The 17,649-nt window shown below is 68.3% G+C and carries 11 protein-coding genes; 7 read left to right on the top strand and 4 right to left on the bottom strand.

Features of this window, described 5'->3' with window-relative positions; genetic code table 11:
* The 4 genes from AB0F61_RS13630 to AB0F61_RS13615 form a co-directional block, all read right to left on the bottom strand.
* Nucleotides 1-4,246, bottom strand: a 4,246-nt coding sequence (locus AB0F61_RS13630; RefSeq protein ID WP_357808346.1) for a tetratricopeptide repeat protein, incomplete at its 3' end; no start/stop codon positions are given.
* Nucleotides 4,243-4,656 (bottom strand): CU044_2847 family protein, encoded by a 414-nt coding sequence (locus tag AB0F61_RS13625; RefSeq protein WP_357808343.1) that lies wholly within the window; start codon nt 4,654-4,656, stop codon nt 4,243-4,245. The genes AB0F61_RS13625 and AB0F61_RS13630, both read right to left, overlap by 4 nt.
* A gap of 369 nt (nt 4,657-5,025) precedes the next feature.
* Complete coding sequence (locus AB0F61_RS13620) at nt 5,026-6,081, bottom strand: C40 family peptidase (RefSeq protein ID WP_357808340.1); 1,056 nt, start codon at nt 6,079-6,081, stop codon at nt 5,026-5,028.
* On the bottom strand, nt 6,078-6,662 hold the full coding sequence (locus AB0F61_RS13615; protein WP_357808338.1) for a hypothetical protein: 585 nt from the start codon (nt 6,660-6,662) through the stop codon (nt 6,078-6,080). Before AB0F61_RS13615 ends, AB0F61_RS13620 begins: the two co-directional genes overlap by 4 nt.
* 274 nt (nt 6,663-6,936) lie before the next feature.
* Here AB0F61_RS13615 and AB0F61_RS13610 point away from each other — a divergent pair, with 274 nt between their 5' ends.
* The 7 genes from AB0F61_RS13610 (at nt 6,937) to AB0F61_RS13580 (ending at nt 17,635) form a co-directional block, all read left to right on the top strand.
* A complete protein-coding gene (locus AB0F61_RS13610; RefSeq protein WP_232233993.1) occupies nt 6,937-7,122 on the top strand; it encodes a hypothetical protein in 186 nt (61 codons plus the stop codon).
* 3 nt (nt 7,123-7,125) lie between these two features.
* On the top strand, nt 7,126-7,872 hold the full coding sequence (locus AB0F61_RS13605) for a hypothetical protein (protein ID WP_357808335.1): 747 nt from the start codon (nt 7,126-7,128) through the stop codon (nt 7,870-7,872).
* Nucleotides 7,869-9,326, top strand: a complete 1,458-nt coding sequence (locus AB0F61_RS13600) for a hypothetical protein (protein ID WP_357808332.1) — start codon at nt 7,869-7,871, stop codon at nt 9,324-9,326. The genes AB0F61_RS13605 and AB0F61_RS13600 overlap by 4 nt, the downstream gene beginning before the upstream one ends.
* Nucleotides 9,323-10,813: an SCO6880 family protein gene (locus tag AB0F61_RS13595; protein WP_357808330.1), complete on the top strand. Its 1,491-nt coding sequence runs from the start codon at nt 9,323-9,325 to the stop codon at nt 10,811-10,813. Before AB0F61_RS13600 ends, AB0F61_RS13595 begins: the two co-directional genes overlap by 4 nt.
* A 21-nt stretch (nt 10,814-10,834) precedes the next feature.
* Nucleotides 10,835-12,280, top strand: coding sequence for a hypothetical protein (locus tag AB0F61_RS13590; protein WP_357808327.1), 1,446 nt, complete (start codon nt 10,835-10,837; stop codon nt 12,278-12,280).
* A complete protein-coding gene (locus tag AB0F61_RS13585) occupies nt 12,277-14,112 on the top strand; it encodes a TraM recognition domain-containing protein (protein WP_357808324.1) in 1,836 nt (611 codons plus the stop codon). The genes AB0F61_RS13590 and AB0F61_RS13585 overlap by 4 nt, the downstream gene beginning before the upstream one ends.
* Nucleotides 14,113-14,920: 808 nt before the next feature.
* Nucleotides 14,921-17,635 carry a hypothetical protein gene (locus tag AB0F61_RS13580; RefSeq protein WP_357808322.1) on the top strand — a complete coding sequence of 905 codons (2,715 nt, stop codon included), beginning with the start codon at nt 14,921-14,923 and terminating at the stop codon, nt 17,633-17,635.
* Nucleotides 17,636-17,649 lie beyond the last annotated feature (14 nt).

The following is a 17,649-nucleotide window of genomic DNA, read 5'->3' as shown; positions in this document are numbered from 1 at the left end:
GGTTGCCCAGCTCTTCGTCAGTGGTCAGGGATTGCTGGTAGCGGCGTTCGGCCTCGGCGTAGTCGCCTCGATACTGGGCGAGGGTGCCGAGCTGGTGGTAGCTGGTGGCCATGCCGATTCGGTTGCCCAACTCCTCTCTGATGGTCAGGGATTGCCGATAGCAGCGTTCGGCCTCGGCGTAGTCGCCCCGATCCTGAGCGAGGGTACCGAGCCGACCGTAGCTGGTGGCCATGCCGGCCCGGTTGCCCAACTCCTCTTTGATGGTCAGGGATTGCTGGTAGCGGCGTTCGGCCTCGGCGTAGTCGCCCCGATCCTGAGCAAGGGTGCCGAGCTGGTGGTAGCTGGTGGCCACGCCGGCCCGGTTGCCCAACTCCTCGTCGATGCTCAGGGATTGCTGGTAGCGGCGTTCGGCCTCGGCGTAGTCGCCCCGATCCTGAGCGAGGATGCCGAACTGACCGTAGCTGCTGGCCATGCCGGCCCGGTTGCCCAACTCCTCGTCGATGCTCAGGGATTGCCGATAACGGCGTTCAGCCTCGGCGTAGTCGCCCCGATCCTGAGCAAGGGTGCCGAGCTGGTGGTAGCTGGTGGCCATGCCGGCCCGGTTGCCCAACTCCTCTTCGATGCTCAGGGATTGCCGATAACGGCGTTCAGCCTCGGCGTAGTCGCCCCGATCCTGAGCGAGGGTGCCGAGCTGGTGGTAGCTGGTGGCCATGCTGGCCCGGTTGCCCAGCTCCTCGTTGATGGTCAGGGATTGCCGATAACGGCGTTCGGCCTCGGCGTAGTCGCCCCGATACTGGGCGAGGAGGCCGAGCTGGTGGTACCAGGCCGGGCGGCGGGGTGAATTTTCCGGCAGCCAGCGAAGGGTGTCGTGGATGAGGCTGATTTCTCGGTCCCATGCCCCCCACTCGTCGAGTTGGCTGCAGATGTGCTCGGTGATGATTCCTGCGGTTTCCAGATCATCGGTGGCCAGCAGGTGGTGACGGGTTTCGTCAAGATCGTGGAGGTCATCGAACCGATCTTGCCGCCAGGTCCCGACGCGCCACCGCCAGTATTTTGCAGCGGCGTGGTGGGCGGCGGTGACCAGCCCGGGGCGGTGGTGCGGACCGTGGTCGGTATTCCAGTGGCGATGCAGTTCGGTGGCGGTCCAGCGGTGCATCACCACCCGGACGTCATCGACGGTGGCGATCAGACTGCTCTGTGCGAGTTGCCGGACCAGCCCGGTCATGCCCGGTGGTGCGGCGAACGGGGGCTGAGGCGGTCGGCGTGCCTGCTCAAGAAGCCGGGCGAGACGTTCGCCGTCTGCCGGGGTCAGCGGACTGTCCTGCCCGAGTGCCTCCGCCAGCCCGTTCGAATCGAGTGCGTATCGCGACAGAAGGTCACTGATCTGGGCGGCCGCCTCTACCCTGCCGCCGGGCTGCTGTTCCAATTCCGCATCCGGGTTCGCGACGCCGATCTGGAACAGCAGCCCGTTGACGTCGACGGGTTCGCGGTAGACGCTGATCCCGGCCAGCAGCCGGACCGCGCCTTCGGTGGAGTCGAGGCGGGTCAGGTGCTCGGTAAGCAGGACATCGTCGGCGGCCAGCGTGACCGTGTCGGCCAGCGCTGCGTCCAAGGTGCGCTGCCGGGCCAGCCACGCGACCGTGCCGGCAGGACCGAGCCGTGTTTCGACAGCCTGGCGTAGGCGTCGGGTGATGTCGGTGAAGCGGCCCTGTCCAGCAGGGTCGCCGCCGTTGCCGGGCAGCAGCGCGTCGAGGTACTCCAAGGCCCTGGGGTGCCCACCGACTGATTGCCAGATCCGCTGCTGCGCGTCGATATCGGCTGCGTGCCGGTCCAGGCGGGGCAGCGACCACAGCAGCTTTCGGGTCTCGGCCAGGGTCAGCGGAGGCACCTGATAAGGATGCAGCCGTTCGGCGGCCGGATCGGGTAGCCCGAACCGATAACGGCTGGTGATCAGCAGCCGGCTACGGCCGGGGCTGGTCAACCAGGCGGCGAGCAATCCCGCCAGCCCGGGATCCCCGATTGACCAACCGGCGTCAATGCCGCTGTCACGGATCAGGTTGTCCTCGAAGTTGTCCAGCACCACCACGATCCTCGTGCCGGCCAGGACCTGATCGCGCAGCAACGCCAACCGGTCGGACCAGGGCAGGTCCACCCGGCCGGCCGCCTGCACCGCGACCATCGGTGGGCCGCTGAACTGTGCCCGCAGCACCAGCTCCCGGCGGGCCGCGTCGGCGACCGCGGTCAACAGCCCGTCGACGGTGACCGGCCCGGTCACGGTGACCAGACGCCAGTCCGGCGACGTGTCCAGCAGGCGGCGGACCACCTCGGCGGCCAGGGTGGTCTTCCCGACCCCACCGATACCGTGCAGCAGCACCGCCGTACCGGTGCCGTCATTGAGTAGGCCGGGCAGGGTGCGCTGGGCGTGCCGGCGACCGACGAACTGCCCGACCGGCCGGGCGAGTAGGCCGCCCAGGTCCGGCACGATCTCCGCGCGAGGTTCGGCTGGTGCGGCGCCGTCCGCGACGGTCACCGACGGTGCGGCGGCCAGCACGCTGACCACACTCCACTCGTCCATGCCCGCGACCGCCTGGGTCAGCGGGTCCGGGGCGGTGGCAAGGTCTCGTTGCACGCGCCGACGGGCCTGTGCCACCGCCGCGACCACATCCGGCCGCGCCGAAGCCGCCAGCTCGGCGTACACGGCGGCGAACAACCGTGTGGCGTACACGTCGGTGACCGAGGTCTGCGTCGCGATCACCGCGCCCGCGCCCCGCCGGGCCAGCCTGGCGGCGAACGACCCCGCACCATCCTCGCCGTCGGCATCGGTGTAGCAGGCGGCCAGTGAGATCACCCGCGGCATCCGGCCCTCCGGAATCGCCTCCTCTATCAGGGTTTCCGGATCCACCAACCGGCGATCACCCTGCTCGTCCTCCAGGTGCAGGAGGCCCGGCGCACCGTGCGCGGACAGATGCAGCACATGCGTGGTGTCCTCGTCCAGCACCGCACGGATCGCCGCCGTCGTGGCGAACGGCAGGATCCGCACCACCGCCCGGCTACGGTGCGCCCCATGCACCGCGTCCAGGACACTGCCCAACTCCCGCTCGTAATCCAGTAGCGGACCACCGCCGGACTCCGGCGAGGCGATCGCCACCACAATCCGCAAGGGGCCCGGCGCCGCCGCCGACCGGGAACCCGCCGCCTCCACCCTCCGATACACCGACACCAGCTCGTGCAGCACCATCGGACGGCCGGTCACCGGCTCCGGCAACGCCTCCCACGGCAGCCACCACCAGTCCGGCGCCTGCACCCCCACCCGCACCGGCACATGCTCCCGCTGCGCCCGGCGGATCACCCAGGCCAGCGCCTGCGCCACCGTGACCGGCAGAAACGACTCCGCCAACAACTCACCGGCACGCCGCAACGACACCACACCGAAAGCCTGGCCGCCGGCCGCGAGGTCACGCGTCACCGCACGCCGGCGAGCGCGTTCCCGACGTACGTCCTGCAACGCGTTGGCCAGACCGGACGACACACCACGATGCGCCGCCGTCACATCCTGCCCACACCCTGACAGGCGCACCTGCGACTGCGACACCGTCAGCACCAGGTCCAGCAGCCCATTCGCCGGCACCGTCTCCTCGACGACGACCGACGCCACCCCATCCAGCAACGCGGACAGGTCTTCGACCCGGGACACCCACACCGCACCTGCCAGCCACCCGTCCTGGGAGTTGTAGCGGCCGGAGACCACGCCAACCACCGCCCGGTCGGACGCCCGCAGCACCGGCGCACCGCTCATACCCGGCAGGACCGCGTCCGCCTGTAGACGTGACCACAACACGCCGTCTCGCAGCGCCGGTCCGCGCCAGTGGCCCCCCGCGGCCAGCAGATCGTACTCGTGCCCGTCGTCCTCGACCGTCGGGTAGCCGGCCGTCGTCACCGCCTCGTTGTCCCCTACCCCGTCGGAGACGACCACCTGCGAAACAGACCCCAACAGAGGCTGCTCGGCGCGCAGGACCGTCAGATCGTGCACCTCGTCGACGCGTTGCACCGTCGCGTCCCATCCAGCACGGCCGCCGACGGGTCCGACCCGCACCACGCATCCCACCGCCGCCGCACCGATCTCCGCGAGAACATGGTGGGCGGTGACCAGCACACCCGGCTCGACCTGGAAACAGGTGCCGACAGGCGCCGCACCGTCAGCAGCGACCCAGCCGAGAAAGTCGTACCCGACCACCCGCACGGTCATGACGCGCCGTCCTGCGGTTCCTCGGCGTCGGTGTCGACGTCGTCCGGGTCCGCTTCGCCCGGCCCTCGAAGCGTACGGTCACCACTCGCGCCATAAATGATCTTCACCTTCAGTGATGCCTCGCCCGAGGCGCCCGCAACGATCACGTCACCTTTGGCCGACACTTTCAGCCCGAACTCGACCTCCACCGACTCTGGGCTACCGACGCGGCGTGTGACCCGGCCGACCATCCGCGCCGTCGACACCGCAATCTCCTCCACGGCCGACTGCGCCCGCTCGAACGCACCCGCCGCATAGTCCACGGCCCGATCGACGCGTCCGCCCGCCGACGTCTGCTGAGAACCAGCCACAGGCATGACCTCGACGAGTAACTCAACCGCGCCCACCCGCACAGCAACCGTCTGCGCCACCCAGACTCCTTGGTTATGAACACGGTAGAAACCACGCGACCAGCAATCGAAAACACCGATTTAAGATCAACAAGGGCCGACATAGGTTAAACAGAGTCCAAACGAAGCGCCACCCACCAGCACCACAACACCAAACACCGAATGCCCCATACGAGCGAGAGAATGTAAGGCATCCGACAATCAATCCCGGTCCACACGAGATTACCGCTTGGCAATTGCCATAAATTGGACAGGTCAATCCCAAAAGAATGTCGCCGTGCTTTCATCAACACCCGTGGATTTAGTGCAACCGAGTGCGCTGCTGGAAACGCCCAGCCTGTGTCCTTCGCTGCCGCAGATCATCCGACCGAGTACAGCTGCCGGCCCCCGTCACGGCGTCGGCCTACGGATTGCGGCAACTTGCCGGCTCCACTTGCTGACCGCGACGACCTTTACGACGTCACCAGTTTTGGGCGCCTGTACGAGGTACTGCCGTCCCCTCCGATCAACACCGATGTACATCCCGACATGGCCGGGCCGGGTCATCGTGCCGTCCGACCCGGGGATGAAGATCAGGTCCCCAGGTTGCATGGCTGCCAGGGATGGGACGGCGGCACCGGTGTGGACCTGGTCGGCGGTGACCCGGGGTATCTGCACGCCGCCTTTGGCCCAGGCGGCCATCATCAGGCCGGAGCAGTCGTAGCTGTCCGGCCCTTCGGCGCCCCAGACGTAGGGCTTGCCGCGCTGGCCCAGGGCGAAGGCGACGACTGCTCGTAGCTGCGGGTCCGACGGCAGCAGGAAGCCGTCGGGCAGTCCAGCGTCATCCAGGGACGGCAGCCCTTCTCCGCCGTCGCTGGTGCAGACGATGTTCATGCCATCGCTGATGAGAGCGACCAACTGCTGCGCCTCGGGCTGCCACCTCGCGTACGCGTCAGGAAACGCCGACCGCTGCACGGCCTGCGCGGCCTGGGTGAGCGGCATGGCACGCCAGCCGTCGACCTTGACGAGGCGCTCGTAGAACTTCCGGGCGGCGTAGCGGGGGTCGAGGATCTGCTCGGAGGTGCCCCAACCCTGGCTGGGTCGCTGCTGGAACAGCCCGAGCGAGTCATGGTCGTTGTCCGCGCCGAGGTGGCCGAGGTTGCGCAGGCTGGACTCCTGCATCGCGGTGGCCGCGGCGATTTCCCAGCCGTAGCGCGGCACGTGCAGCTCGGCCCCGACGGAGACGATGACTGCCGCGTTGCCCACCTGCTCGGAGGTCCAGGAGCCCCGACCAGGCCACTCCGGCGGGGCAGCCGAAGCACCAGGCGAAACGCTCGGTGGGTTGATGGTGCAGCCCATCGCTGGGCTGGCTCCGAGCAGCGCGAGGGCAACGAACACGATCAGCGCAAGCGGCGCCAGGACCACAACGGCGAGCCCTCCCGCGAGGAATGCCCAAGGCCTGCTCATCGCAGACCTTCCTGGCGGATCTCGTATCCGGCGACCCGCCAGCCGGATCCGTCCGGGCCGCCGCGGCGCAGGGTGCAGTCGAGCAGACTGTACTCAGTCCAGCCGCGCCAGCCGTCTTCACTGAGGGGCGTTGCGGTCACCCGGACCGTGCGCCGTGCGGAGATCGCCGTATCTGCTGGTTGCAGTGCGTCGACGAAGGGTTCCACGGCGGTGTCGACGTACGCCCGGTGTTCGGCCCAGGTTGCCCAACGACCGTCCCGCCTGGCAGCCGGACTCTGTGCGGCCAGTGCGCCGCCGGCAAAGTGGGCGGCGCGCTTATAGGCGTCGTCCGGTCCAGCATCCCGCCGCGTGTCGGCGCTGTAGAGAGCCGCAGTGAACCGGGTGCACACCTCACCGGGGTCGGCGTACGCGAACCCGGCCTGCGAAGGCGGCGGCACCGGGGCAACGACGCCAGCCGAATTGGGGGCGGACACGGCCCTGGTTGTGCTCGGCGCGGTCGGCGCCGGCTGTCCGCCGGCGGAACAGCTGGTAACGGACAGCATCAGGGCGAGTGCCGCTGCTGATCGAGTTCGCGCGTTCATGTCCACGACGGTGCCGAGTTGCGAAGGCCGTTACCGCTGCCAGTCGCAGCTGGTAGCGGCGGTAACGGTGGCAGCAATCCCAGCGTCAAGTCTGCCGTCAGCCCTACCCGGTGAAGGTCCAGGGCAGATGCCCAACCGAGGGCATCGTGACCTTCGGGAGACTGCTGTGTTTGCTCACTACCTCGCTGGGGTTGCGCTCGACGTCCTGGCGCCTACTCCCCCGCCCGCCGCCCCACCTGGCCTCGAGGCCACGGGGAATCTGTTCATCGGCTGGATGAAGTGGATCCTCATCGTCGCTGGCGTCGGCGGCCTGCTTGTCTGCGGGATCATGATGGCCGTCGGTCGCCGGAACCGGTCGGCGTTCGCGGCCGACGGCGCGGCTGGCATCCCGTGGGTGCTGGCCGGGCTCACCTGCGGCGCGGTTGCGGCCGTGGTCGTCGGCGCAGTTCTGCCGGGCTGAGTCATGACCTACGACGTCATCACTCGCGCCCACCGCACCACGCGTCGCCGGGTTACCGCCCTCTGTTTGGCCGCTGCGGCGGTGCTCGGCGCTGCGGCCGTGGCGATCGTGTTCGACGCGGACTCGGATCGTCCTGCTTCCTCGACCTTGGGACCGATGCTGCTTCGTCCCGAGACCACCGCCAACGGGCAGGCAGTCCTGCCTCGTGACCTGGACTGGGTCGACGTCGCGGGGGTCTCGGTGCCAGTGTCGCGGCAGTCCGGTCCTCGCGCCTCCGGTGAGGGTCAGGCCCGGGGATTTGCGCACGATCCTGGTGGTGCCGTGCTGGCCGCCGTACACATCGTCGTGCGCGTCAACCCGCAGGTCGGTCCGGCTGTTTTCGAGCCCACGCTGCGTACTCAGATCGTCGGAGCGGACGCGGCCGCGATGCGGGTTCAGGTCACGCAGGCGTATGACGAGCTGCGCGGCCAGACGGGCGTGGCGGATGGGCAGCCCGTCGGACGCCTGAACGCGACTCTGCTCGGCTACCGGATCGTCAACTACACCGAAGACGAGGCGGTCTTGCGCCTGCTGACGGAGGCACCAGACGGCTCGGGTAGGTCGCTGATGGTCAGCACCGAGGTGCGTATGCGCTGGAGGGGTTCGGACTGGGCGCTGCTGGCACCCGCCGGCGGGACGTTCGATCAAGCCGTGACCGTCGTCTTGGATCCGTACACCGCCATGTTCCTTCCCTTCAGCGCAGGCGGGTGATCGTCGTGCCTTTCTGCAACCCCTTCATGCCCGCGACCTGCGCCGGCGTCATCGTTGACGGCGTCCAGGCCCCGGGTGCCGTGCGGGATTCCATGGTCGACGCGCTCCTCGATGGGTTGGCTGACGCGACGAAAGACGCCATTCAGTGGGTCGCCGGCCTGCTGACCAGCTGGACGCTCATCCCATCGAACGACCTGTGCCCAACCAGCGGATCTGACCCGGGTCAGTGGGCCACCGACTGGGTGGCCCAGTGCAACGGGGCTGCTGGGCCCGCGCAACAGCTACGTGGGTTCATGCTGCCGATCACGATCCTGGTCCTGGTAGGTGGATTGGTGTGGCAGGGCATCACCATCGTCATCAGCCGCAAGGGCGCGCCGCTTCTGCAGGCGGTACGGGGAGTCTGGAACACCGCCCTGTGGGGCAGTGTCGGCGTTGCCGGCACTCACCTGGTCCTCAAGGCCGGGGACAGCTACTCGACATGGTTGCTGAACGAGGCGATCTTCAAGGAGTCCAACGAACCACCCAACGAGGCGATGAGCGCCGCGCTTGGGACGCTGCTGCTTCCCGGCACCGAGGTGGCCCCGTTCGTAATGATCCTGGTCGGTGTCATTGTCATCCTCGCGGCCGTGGCGCAGACGATCCTGATGGTCTTCCGCGAAGGTGCCGTGGTCATCCTGGCCGGACTGCTGCAGCTGGCAGCGGCGGGCTCCATCACCCGAGGCACGAGCCAGTGGTTACACAAGACCCTCGGCTGGTCGCTCGCGCTCGCGCTGTACAAGCCAGCGGCAGTGTCCGTGTACGCCACCTCGTTCGTCATGATGCGCGGCAACGGGCGTGACTGGCTGATGGGCCTCGGCATGCTGGCCCTGTCGGTGATCGCCCTACCCGCGCTGATGAAGTTCTTCACCGTCTTCACCGGCGGCGTCGCCTCCGGGGGCGGAGGCCTCGGCATGGCCGGCGCTGGCGCCGCCGCAGGCTTGCACGCCGCGTCCTCGATACGCGGAGCGGCCGGCGGTCACAGCGCCGGTGACCACGCCCGCTACATGGACTCGAGGGGTCCGGGTAACGGCGGCGGCAACAGCCCCACCGGGGCCATGCCGACTCCGTCCGCGCCCTCGCCCACGAGCGGATCCGGTTGGGGTACGACCGGTGGCGCGCCGACGGTGATCAGCGGTAACGCCACTGCTGGCGGCATGCCGGGTCCGGTAACACCCACGACCACTGTGCCCACCGGTAGCGGCGCTACCGCATCCGGCGGTGGTAGCGCCGCGGCCTCGGGTGGCGCGGCGGCCGGAGGTGGCACCGCGGCGGCCGGGGCGGCGGGAGCCGCGACCGGGCCGGCGGCACCGGTCGTCATCGGTACCGTCCTGGCCGCGCAGGCCGGGGCCGCGGCAGCGAAGGCGGGCGCGAACACAGCCAGCTCCGCGATGTGGGACGGAAGTACGCCGTCATGAGTAGCGACCAGGCGCAAATCCGCACCTACGGAGGTTGGCGGCGGGCGCGGGGCATGGGGCTGTTCGGCCTCGGACCGACGCAGACCTTCGTCGTCCTCGCGGCGATAACCGCGCTGATCATCTCCGGATCGATGGGACTGCGGGCGCTGGCCGTTGCCGCCGGACCCTGTGTGCTGCTCGTGGTGCTACTGGTCCTGCGGTGGGACGGGGTGCCGCTGTCGGCCGGAATCGCACAGCGAGTGCGATGGCTGATCGGCACCAGCCGCGGCTACACCTCGTACCGCTCCGGGGTGATGGTGGCCGGCGAACATGCCTGGCAACTGCCGGGTGTGCTCGCACCGACAACTCTGCTGACCGTCGCGGACGAAGGTGCCGACGGGTACGGGGTGGTCTACAACCGCCGATTGGGCACCATGACGGTGACGCTGCGCTGCGCGGCCACGTCGACCTGGCTGGCCGATCCCGACGCGAGCGCGGCGTGGGTGTCCAACTGGGGCGGCTGGTTGGCGAACCTGGGCTACCTGCCGATCGTCGACCACGTCACCGTCACCGTGGACACCGCCCCGGATCCGGGTTCCCGGTTGGCCGACCACGTCAGCCGACGGATCGTCCCACATGGTCCGGCTTCCGCCCGACGGGTGCTGCAACGGCTGGTGGAGGTGTCCCCAGCGGCCGCTGCCGACGTGGAAACCCGGGTGTCAGTGGCCTTCAAGCCCGGCGCCTCCCCCAGCAAACCCAAGAACCTCGACGAGGCCCTGGAGGAGATCAGCCGGACCTTGCCGGGTCTGCAGGACTCGCTGGGCAGCTGCGGACTGACCGTCCTCGGCCGAGCCAGCGCGGAGAAAATCTCGGCCATCGTGCGGACGGCGTTCGACCCGGCCAGCCGAGGTGACATGGCCCGGCTGGCGGCGACTCCCGGTCTTGATCTGAGCCGGTGGTTGGACTGGGACACTGCCGGGCCGGTGATGGCCGAGGAGCACCTCGACCGGTACGTGCACGACTCCGGCACCTCGGTGTCATGGGCATGGCACGAGGCACCACGTCAGCACGTGCACGCGGACGTCCTCGCCCGATTGCTGGCACCCGGCCCGTACCCGAAGCGGGTTTCGCTGCTGTATCGACCTTTCCCCGCTGGGGAGGCCGCTCGGATCGTGGAGAGCGAGGTCAACGCCGCAGCGTTCCGGTCGGCGTACAACCGGGCGCAGAAACGCGACGAGTCCGCTCGCGACCACGCCGACCGGGAGCGGGCCTTGCAGACCGCGCGGGAAGAAGCGACCGGGTCCGGGGTGGGCCTGATGTCGCTGTTCGTCACCACCACCGTCGTCTGCGCCGACGACCTGGGCCGGGCCATCGCCGACGTCGAGTCCCGTGCCGATGTCGCCAAAATTCGGCTTCGTCAGCTGCGCGCCAGCCAGGCCACCGGCTTCGCCACGACCCTGCCCTGCGGCGTATGCCCGCCGCAGCTGGCCCGCCACTGGCCCCGCTGACCATACGACCAGGAGAGATCTATGAAGAGCACCGCTGCCGCAGACGCGGTCGCGCCGGCGCCAGCATGGGGTGTACGGACACCCGGCGCCGGCCGAGCCAGCCACATCTCCCCCGGAATGGAGTACCAGGGAACCACGGTCCAGCTGTGCGGACTGTTCCCTTTCGTCGCCGGGTCCGGGGCACCCACGATCGGCGTACCGATCGGGCGGCACATGCTGTGGGGCGAGGTCGTCTGCCTCGACCCCCTCGAATGGCTCCGCGAGGGCCTCATCACCAACCCCGGCGTGTTCGTCCTCGGCCAACCCGGCGTCGGCAAGTCCACGGTGGTCAAACGGCTCATCACTGGCATGACCGGGTTCGGGACCAGCGCCCTGATCCTCGGCGACACCAAGCCCGACTACACCCGACTCGTCGAGCACCTCGGCGGACAGGTCATCCGCGTCGGCCGCGGCCTCGACCGGCTCAACCCACTGGACTCCGGCCCGCTAGGCAGAGCCCTCGCCCGCATGGGCAGCGCCGACGCCCGGCAACTGCGCCTCGAGATCCGAGGCCGGCGCATGTCGCTGCTGCTTGCGCTGTGCGCCCTGGTGCGAGGCCAGGCGCTCAACAACACCGAGGAAGTCATCCTCGGGCGGGCGATCGACGTACTCGCCGAACGCCTTGACCGGGACCCCACGGTGCCGGACGTGCTGAGCCTGGTCGAAGCCGGCGCCGACGAGCTGCTCACTGCGGCCCGGGCCCGTACCGACGGCGAGTACCGCCGCCGCGTCGACCAGCTCGTGCCTACCCTGGCGCTGCTGTGCGAGGGCAGCCTGAGGGGTGTGTTCGACGGCCCAACGACCAAGCCCCTGGATCTCGACGCCCCGGCTGTCAGCGTCGACATCTCCCAGGTCGCCGCCGCCGGAGACCAACTGGTGGCCGCCGCGATGCTCTGCACCTGGGCGTACGGCTTCGGCATGGTCGACGCCGCATCCGTGCTGGCCGATCAGGGCCTCGCGCCGCGCCGGCAGTACCTCGGCGTGATGGACGAGCTGTGGCGAGCCCTGCGTGGCGCATCCGGCCTCGTCGAACACGCCGACGCGCTCACCCGGCTCAACCGGCAAAGAGGAATGGCCAGCGTGATGGTCACCCACTCCCTCGCCGACCTCGACGCTCTGCCGACTCCGGAGGACCGGGCCAAGGCGCAGGGCTTCATCGAACGGTCCGCGATCAAGATCCTGGCCGGGCTGCCGCCCCGCGAACTGAACCGGGTCAATGAGGTCATCAAGCTGTCGGGGCCTGAGCGGGAACTGGTCGCGTCGTGGGCCGCACCGGAAGCATGGTTCGCCGGCTCTGTGCATCCAGGCCGTGGCAAGTATCTGATCAAGACCGGTGAACGCAACGGACTGCCGGTCTCGCTGACACTTGTCGGCGACGAGTGGGAGCTCTACGACACCGACGCCGCGATCCGGCAGGTGCAGCCATGAACACCCGGCCCGTCGAGCCGCGCGGCACCGCCGGCGGCCCAGTGACGCCGTTTCTGATGCTCGGGCTGGTGTGGGCGGCGATCGCCCTGATGTGGCTGTCCTGGCTGGCCGGACGGATCGCCGCCGCAGTGACCGGGCGGCCGGCCACTGGGCCCGGCTTCGGATCGGCGTACCTGGAACGCCTACTGCGTACCGAATGGTCGACGATATGGCCCGGGGTGTCCCCCACCGTCGTCGGTCTGGTCTACGCGGTGCTGTTGCTGGTGTTGCTCGGCCTGGTCACCCTTGCGGCGGTGTGGTGGCAGGGGCGCAAGCCCGACGCCGAGGACCCACTGCCGTCGCTGGCTGGCCCGGCCGAGGTGCGGGCGATGACGCTGCCCTCGGTGGCCGCCAGGGCTAGGCGCCTACGGCACGGCCTGGCGGATGCGGCGGTGAAGGAGATCTCAGCCGAGTCCGCTGGGATCGTGCTCGGCGCGCATCGGCAGCGGCGCGGCTCAGGTCCTCGGCTCTACTCCTCATGGGAGGACGTAATCCTTGCAGTGATGGCGCCCCGCGCCGGAAAGACCACCGCTCTGGCCGTGCAGTCCCTCCTCGGCGCGCCGGGGGCGGCCCTCGCCACCAGCAACAAACCCGACCTGTGGGCCACGACGGCGACCGCTCGCTCCGAGCATGGCAGCGTGTGGGTGTTCGACCCGCAGTCCATCGCTCACGTGCCGCAGGGCTGGTGGTGGAACCCGCTGGCCGCCGTCGAGGACGTCGAGGACGCCCACCGGCTGGCTAACCACTTCGTCCAACAGGTCCGCAACTCGCAGGGCAGTGACGACTTCTGGATCCAGGGTGCGCTGGACCTGCTCACGTCGCTGATCCTGGCTGCCGCGCTGGAGGGTCGGACGCTGACATTGGTGCAGGCGTGGTTGTCGGACTCCACGTCGCGGGAGCCTGCGACGATCCTCAAGAGTCACGGGTTCGGTGCCTCTGCCCGAGCCATGTCCGGCCGGCAGGCCGGCGCACCGGAGACCCGCGAAGGGCTCTACGAAACCGCCCGCACCGCGGCGGCGTGCCTGGCCAACCCGACCATCATGGCCTGGGTCACCCCACCAGACCTGCCGCTGCCGGCGCTGGACGTCGAAGCGTTCGTCGAGAGCGCCGACACGCTGTACCTCCTGTCCAAAGACGGTGCTGGAGCGGCGGCACCGCTCGTCGCTGGTCTGACCGACCAGGTGCTGCGTGCCGCCATGGCGCTTGCCGAGGCGCACGGCGGCCGGCTCGATCCGCCGTTGGTCGCCTGCCTGGATGAAGCGGCGAACATCTGCAAGATCGCGGACCTGCCGGAGCTGTACAGCCACTTCGGCAGCCGGGGAATCATCCCGCTGACCATTCTGCAGTCCTACCGGCAAGGGACCAGGGTGTGGGGTGAGCAGGGCATGGACGCGCTCTGGTCAGCGGCCACAGTCAAACTGGTCGGCGCGGGCATCGACGACGCGCGGTTCGCTGAGGACCTGTCCCGGCTCGTTGGCGAGCACGACGTCACCGTCGCCTCCCGCACCCGCGACGGGAAGGGCCACACTTCGTACCAGACGTCGGTGCGCCGGCAGCGAATCCTCGACCCGGCGCGGATCCGGGCACTGCCGAAGGGCTCGGCGTTGTTGTTCGCCACCGGCGTGAAGGTGTCCATGCTCAACCTGCTGCCCTGGTACGACGAGCCAATCGCCGACCGGCTGACCGCGGCCGTCGTGGCGTCCACCGCTGAGATGACTCGTCAGGCGCAACGCACCCGCGCCGCTCGCCGGGATCGGATGGTGCAGCGCTCCTGGCGGGGACGGGCCGGCTGAAGCTAGCTTAGATATCGGAGTAGGCCATGGGCGCACCTCGGCTCAACCGAACGACGTAACAGGTACGCGGCACCGGGCTCGAGACTGGACGGCTGCCGGCGGCCGTCGACGTAGCGGTGACCTACTACCGCGCCCAACTCAAACACGCCGACGGTCCCGTTCCTACCTCGCCGCACGCGGTCTTGGCGTCGTCGTGTAGCGGGAGTGGCCGTGGTGGGTCGGGTCCGCACCACCCGGTTGGAGTTCGCTGATGCGTCACGTGCGCCCGGTTGGCTACACGGCGGAGGAGTTGGTCGGCAGGCTTGTCGACCCGCCTCGAGGGAGCCGGACCGACTCATCGATGTGTTCCGGGACCGGGTCATCTTCCCGGTACGCGACCCGGTCGGGCATGCTGTGGCGTTCCTTGGTCCTGCCGGCGCGGCGCCGCGGATGGTGTGCCGAAATACATCAACAGCCCTGAGACAGCGATCAACAACGATGGACGGCTGTTGGTCGGTGTTGCAGAGCAGCAGGATCGCCTCGACAAACAGCGGAGGCCGGTCCTCGTGGAAGGGCCAGCTGATGTTCTCGGGTGTGGCTGTCCTACGCCCGGTCGTGCCGTGCAGGGACTGCGGCTCTCGCGCCGTGCGGCACCATGCTGACCGGCCGACGACTCCGACGATGGTAAGCAGATAGCCGGCACTAGGCGGCCGGCGGCCGGCGGCCGGCCCAGTCTCCTGCCGAAGACAATCAGCGGCTAACAGGCCATCAACTAGCTTTCTACATGCGACAATCCCTGCTTGACCGGCCCCCGCCGACGGGAGACGACGTGACCATCAGTGACCTTGTGGCTGCCCCGGAGCGGCAGGGGGAGCCACTGAAGACGCTGGCACACGTCGAGTTCCAGCTGAGAGTGCTTGGGCTTCTCTGCGCCGCCGCCGCCGAGGGTCGCACCAAATTGATGACGCCGGGCTCGCTCGACGCCTGGTCGAACTACGTACGGTTGAACCGGTCCGCGCTCCGTTGCGGCACCTGCGAGGTCGCTGCTCTGGACGTCGCCGAGAGCATCGACGTCGAGGTGGCTTCAGGCACATCAGTTCGGCGAATGCGGAATCAGGTGTTCCACGGCGGCCCGGACCCCGAGAGGGTCGACCCCGACGCTCTGTACCGGGTGGTTTCCACCAACGCGGAAAAGATCGTCAAGATCTACGCACACGGACACATCAGCGGGCTGGAGCCGTTCTTCATCGACATTGACGGTGAGCTCGCGGCGCTCAACGACTATTCAGAAGGCTCGGCGACCTACTGGCCGCGGAAAGGCCCAGCGACCGACATCGCTCAGCCGCGAGTGCTCGACACGCTTCAGAAACTGGAGCCGCAGGGCGGCGACCGCCAGCTCGAGAGCTTCGCCCTCGACATCCAAAGGGATCTTCGCGGGTTCGCCCAGCGGGACTCGATCCAGACGCTGGTCGATCCGCCGAATCCGATCGTGGTTCGCTGGGAGCTGCGTACCTCCGGCGGCACGATCCCGCGTGTCGACCGTTTCCGGCTGCAGCTCGATGGTGCCCGGGTCTGGCAGTCCGAGTTAGGGCCTCAGCCGTACAAGGCGTTCCTGGCCGACATCTGCAACTGGCCGCTCCTCAAGGAGCGTCTCCTTGAGGAACTTGAGGAGCAGGTCAGGCTAGAGAGCGTGGTCAGCGAAGAACTGTTCGGCGATCTGAGGCGCAGTGTCCCCGACGTGCCCGCCCTCGTCCGCGTCGCTGACGGCCAAATCGGCGACGGCGGAGACCTGACCATCGCGCGGGCATGTAAGCAGATCACCGCCATGTCGGACACTTACCGGGGCTACACGACCCTCATAACCTTGACCGGCGAGGCCGGATCTGGAAAGACGTACAGCCTCCTGCAGTACGCTCGCGAATCGCTCACGGCCGGTGACGAGCTGACGCCGCTCGCGATCTACATTTCGTCGAGCAAGGAGAGCGCAAACAGTCTCGACACGCTGCTTGACAACCGGGCGAAGAGCACCTTACTCCTGAGCAAGACCTCCGCCCTCGCACTGTGCCGCGCAGGTCTCGCAATTCTGGTGATCGACGGTTTCGACGAGATGCTCGGCTTTCGTACCTACGATAATCCGTTGTCCGGACTGAAGCCGATCCTGGACGAGCTGCGGGGCCGGGGGACGGTCATCCTCTCGGCGCGGTCCAGCTATGCAGAAGCCAGGCTCCGGCAGAGCCTGGAAACGCAGTCCGCTATGGATTGGCCGCCATACGTGGTCGCGTTCGAACTGCTTCCCTGGCGAGAGGAGCAACTGCGGAAGCTGACCAGCCGGCTACCAGTCGAGTCGGTGGGCCAAATTTTGTCCCCACAGTTTCGGCAATTATTGACTACGCCGTTCTTCTGCCTGGCCTACGCGGCGTGGGCGCGCTCCACGCCACAACTGCAGTTTCTCGAGTTCGTCGTCGATCGGTACCTCCAACGGGAACGGGGCAAGCTGCGCGGCCCCGACGGTACAGAGCTCTTCGACACCGAGGCACTGGCCGCGATCTTTTGCGAGGTCGCGGACCTGAGTGCCCGAAAGGTCATCCCCGAGGTCTCCGAGGAGGACCTGGGATTCGCGGCTGAAGTGGCGCTGGGACGCGAGCTCGCCAACCCCGAGAAGCGCCGGCTCGGCTCGCTGTGCGGGATGAGCGCCGAGTGGTCGGAGGACGAAAACTCGTTCAGTTTTACTCATCTCGCGATCGCCGAGCACTTTCTCGCCATGCAGGTCGCCCGGCTGACCCCCGACCAGGCCACGGCACTGTTGTTCAGCGTGCCGATCTCCGCGCTCTGCGCGCAGCTGATCGTCTCGATCTTGCAGACGCGCTCCGGCCATGCGCCCACCGATCTGATCGCCTCGCTGCAGGAGCGGGTCGCCGCACTGGAGCCGTACGACGACTCCCATCCGGGAACGATCAGTCTCGGAGAGCTGTGGGCGAAGGTGCAGGGGGTAGGGGATGGTGATCGTGCCGTACGACGGATCACGATGGAGAATCTCGAACTCGGCGGTTCCGGGCGGGTGTCGTTGCATGAGAGCCGTATCGAGAGCTTAGTAGTGGGACCGGGGGTCGAACTTCACCTGATCGCGAGCCACGTTGACCGGCTCGACCTGTCGAAGTCAACGACTGCGGCTTTGCACGGGGACTCCTACAAACAGGTGCTGGAGCTGCTGACGAAGGGCGAGCTAGCTGTCGGGAGGTCGAGGATCACGAGGGCCCTCGGGATCGAGAACGACACCGCGGACAGCGTCAGCGAGATTGACAACTACTTCAAGTCACAGATCATTCTGGCCCGGGGTCCGATTATCGTGAACGCACGCAACTATTCGCCCGAGGCGGACAGCCGGGCCTCCTGGGTCACGAACTACGGCTTGCCGGCCTGGCAGGGCTTCGTTCGCCGCATGCTTGAGGAGGGAAAGCTCACCCTTGAGAAAGTGACTGCGAGCGGACGCCGGAAGGTCCGGCTGCGCCGGACGGAGAAGTTCGACGATCCGACGAATCAGTGAGTTCCGCCCGTGTG

Source organism: Micromonospora sp. NPDC023888 (assembly GCF_040639415.1).
GTDB lineage: Bacteria > Actinomycetota > Actinomycetes > Mycobacteriales > Micromonosporaceae > Micromonospora.
The sequence above is the reverse complement of the archived record's forward strand: the minus strand, read 5'-3'. Positions and strand labels throughout refer to the sequence as shown.

What these genes read in the sequence shown, in the direction of transcription:
- AB0F61_RS13620 (WP_357808340.1), bottom strand. Translation starts at nt 6,081, where the DNA reads ATGAGCAGGCCTTGGGCATTCCTCGCGGGAGGGCTCGCCGTTGTGGTC.
- AB0F61_RS13615 (WP_357808338.1), bottom strand. Translation starts at nt 6,662, where the DNA reads ATGAACGCGCGAACTCGATCAGCAGCGGCACTCGCCCTGATGCTGTCC.
- AB0F61_RS13610 (WP_232233993.1), top strand. Translation starts at nt 6,937, where the DNA reads ATGAAGTGGATCCTCATCGTCGCTGGCGTCGGCGGCCTGCTTGTCTGC.
- AB0F61_RS13605 (WP_357808335.1), top strand. Translation starts at nt 7,126, where the DNA reads ATGACCTACGACGTCATCACTCGCGCCCACCGCACCACGCGTCGCCGG.
- AB0F61_RS13595 (WP_357808330.1), top strand. Translation starts at nt 9,323, where the DNA reads ATGAGTAGCGACCAGGCGCAAATCCGCACCTACGGAGGTTGGCGGCGG.
- AB0F61_RS13590 (WP_357808327.1), top strand. Translation starts at nt 10,835, where the DNA reads ATGAAGAGCACCGCTGCCGCAGACGCGGTCGCGCCGGCGCCAGCATGG.
- AB0F61_RS13585 (WP_357808324.1), top strand. Translation starts at nt 12,277, where the DNA reads ATGAACACCCGGCCCGTCGAGCCGCGCGGCACCGCCGGCGGCCCAGTG.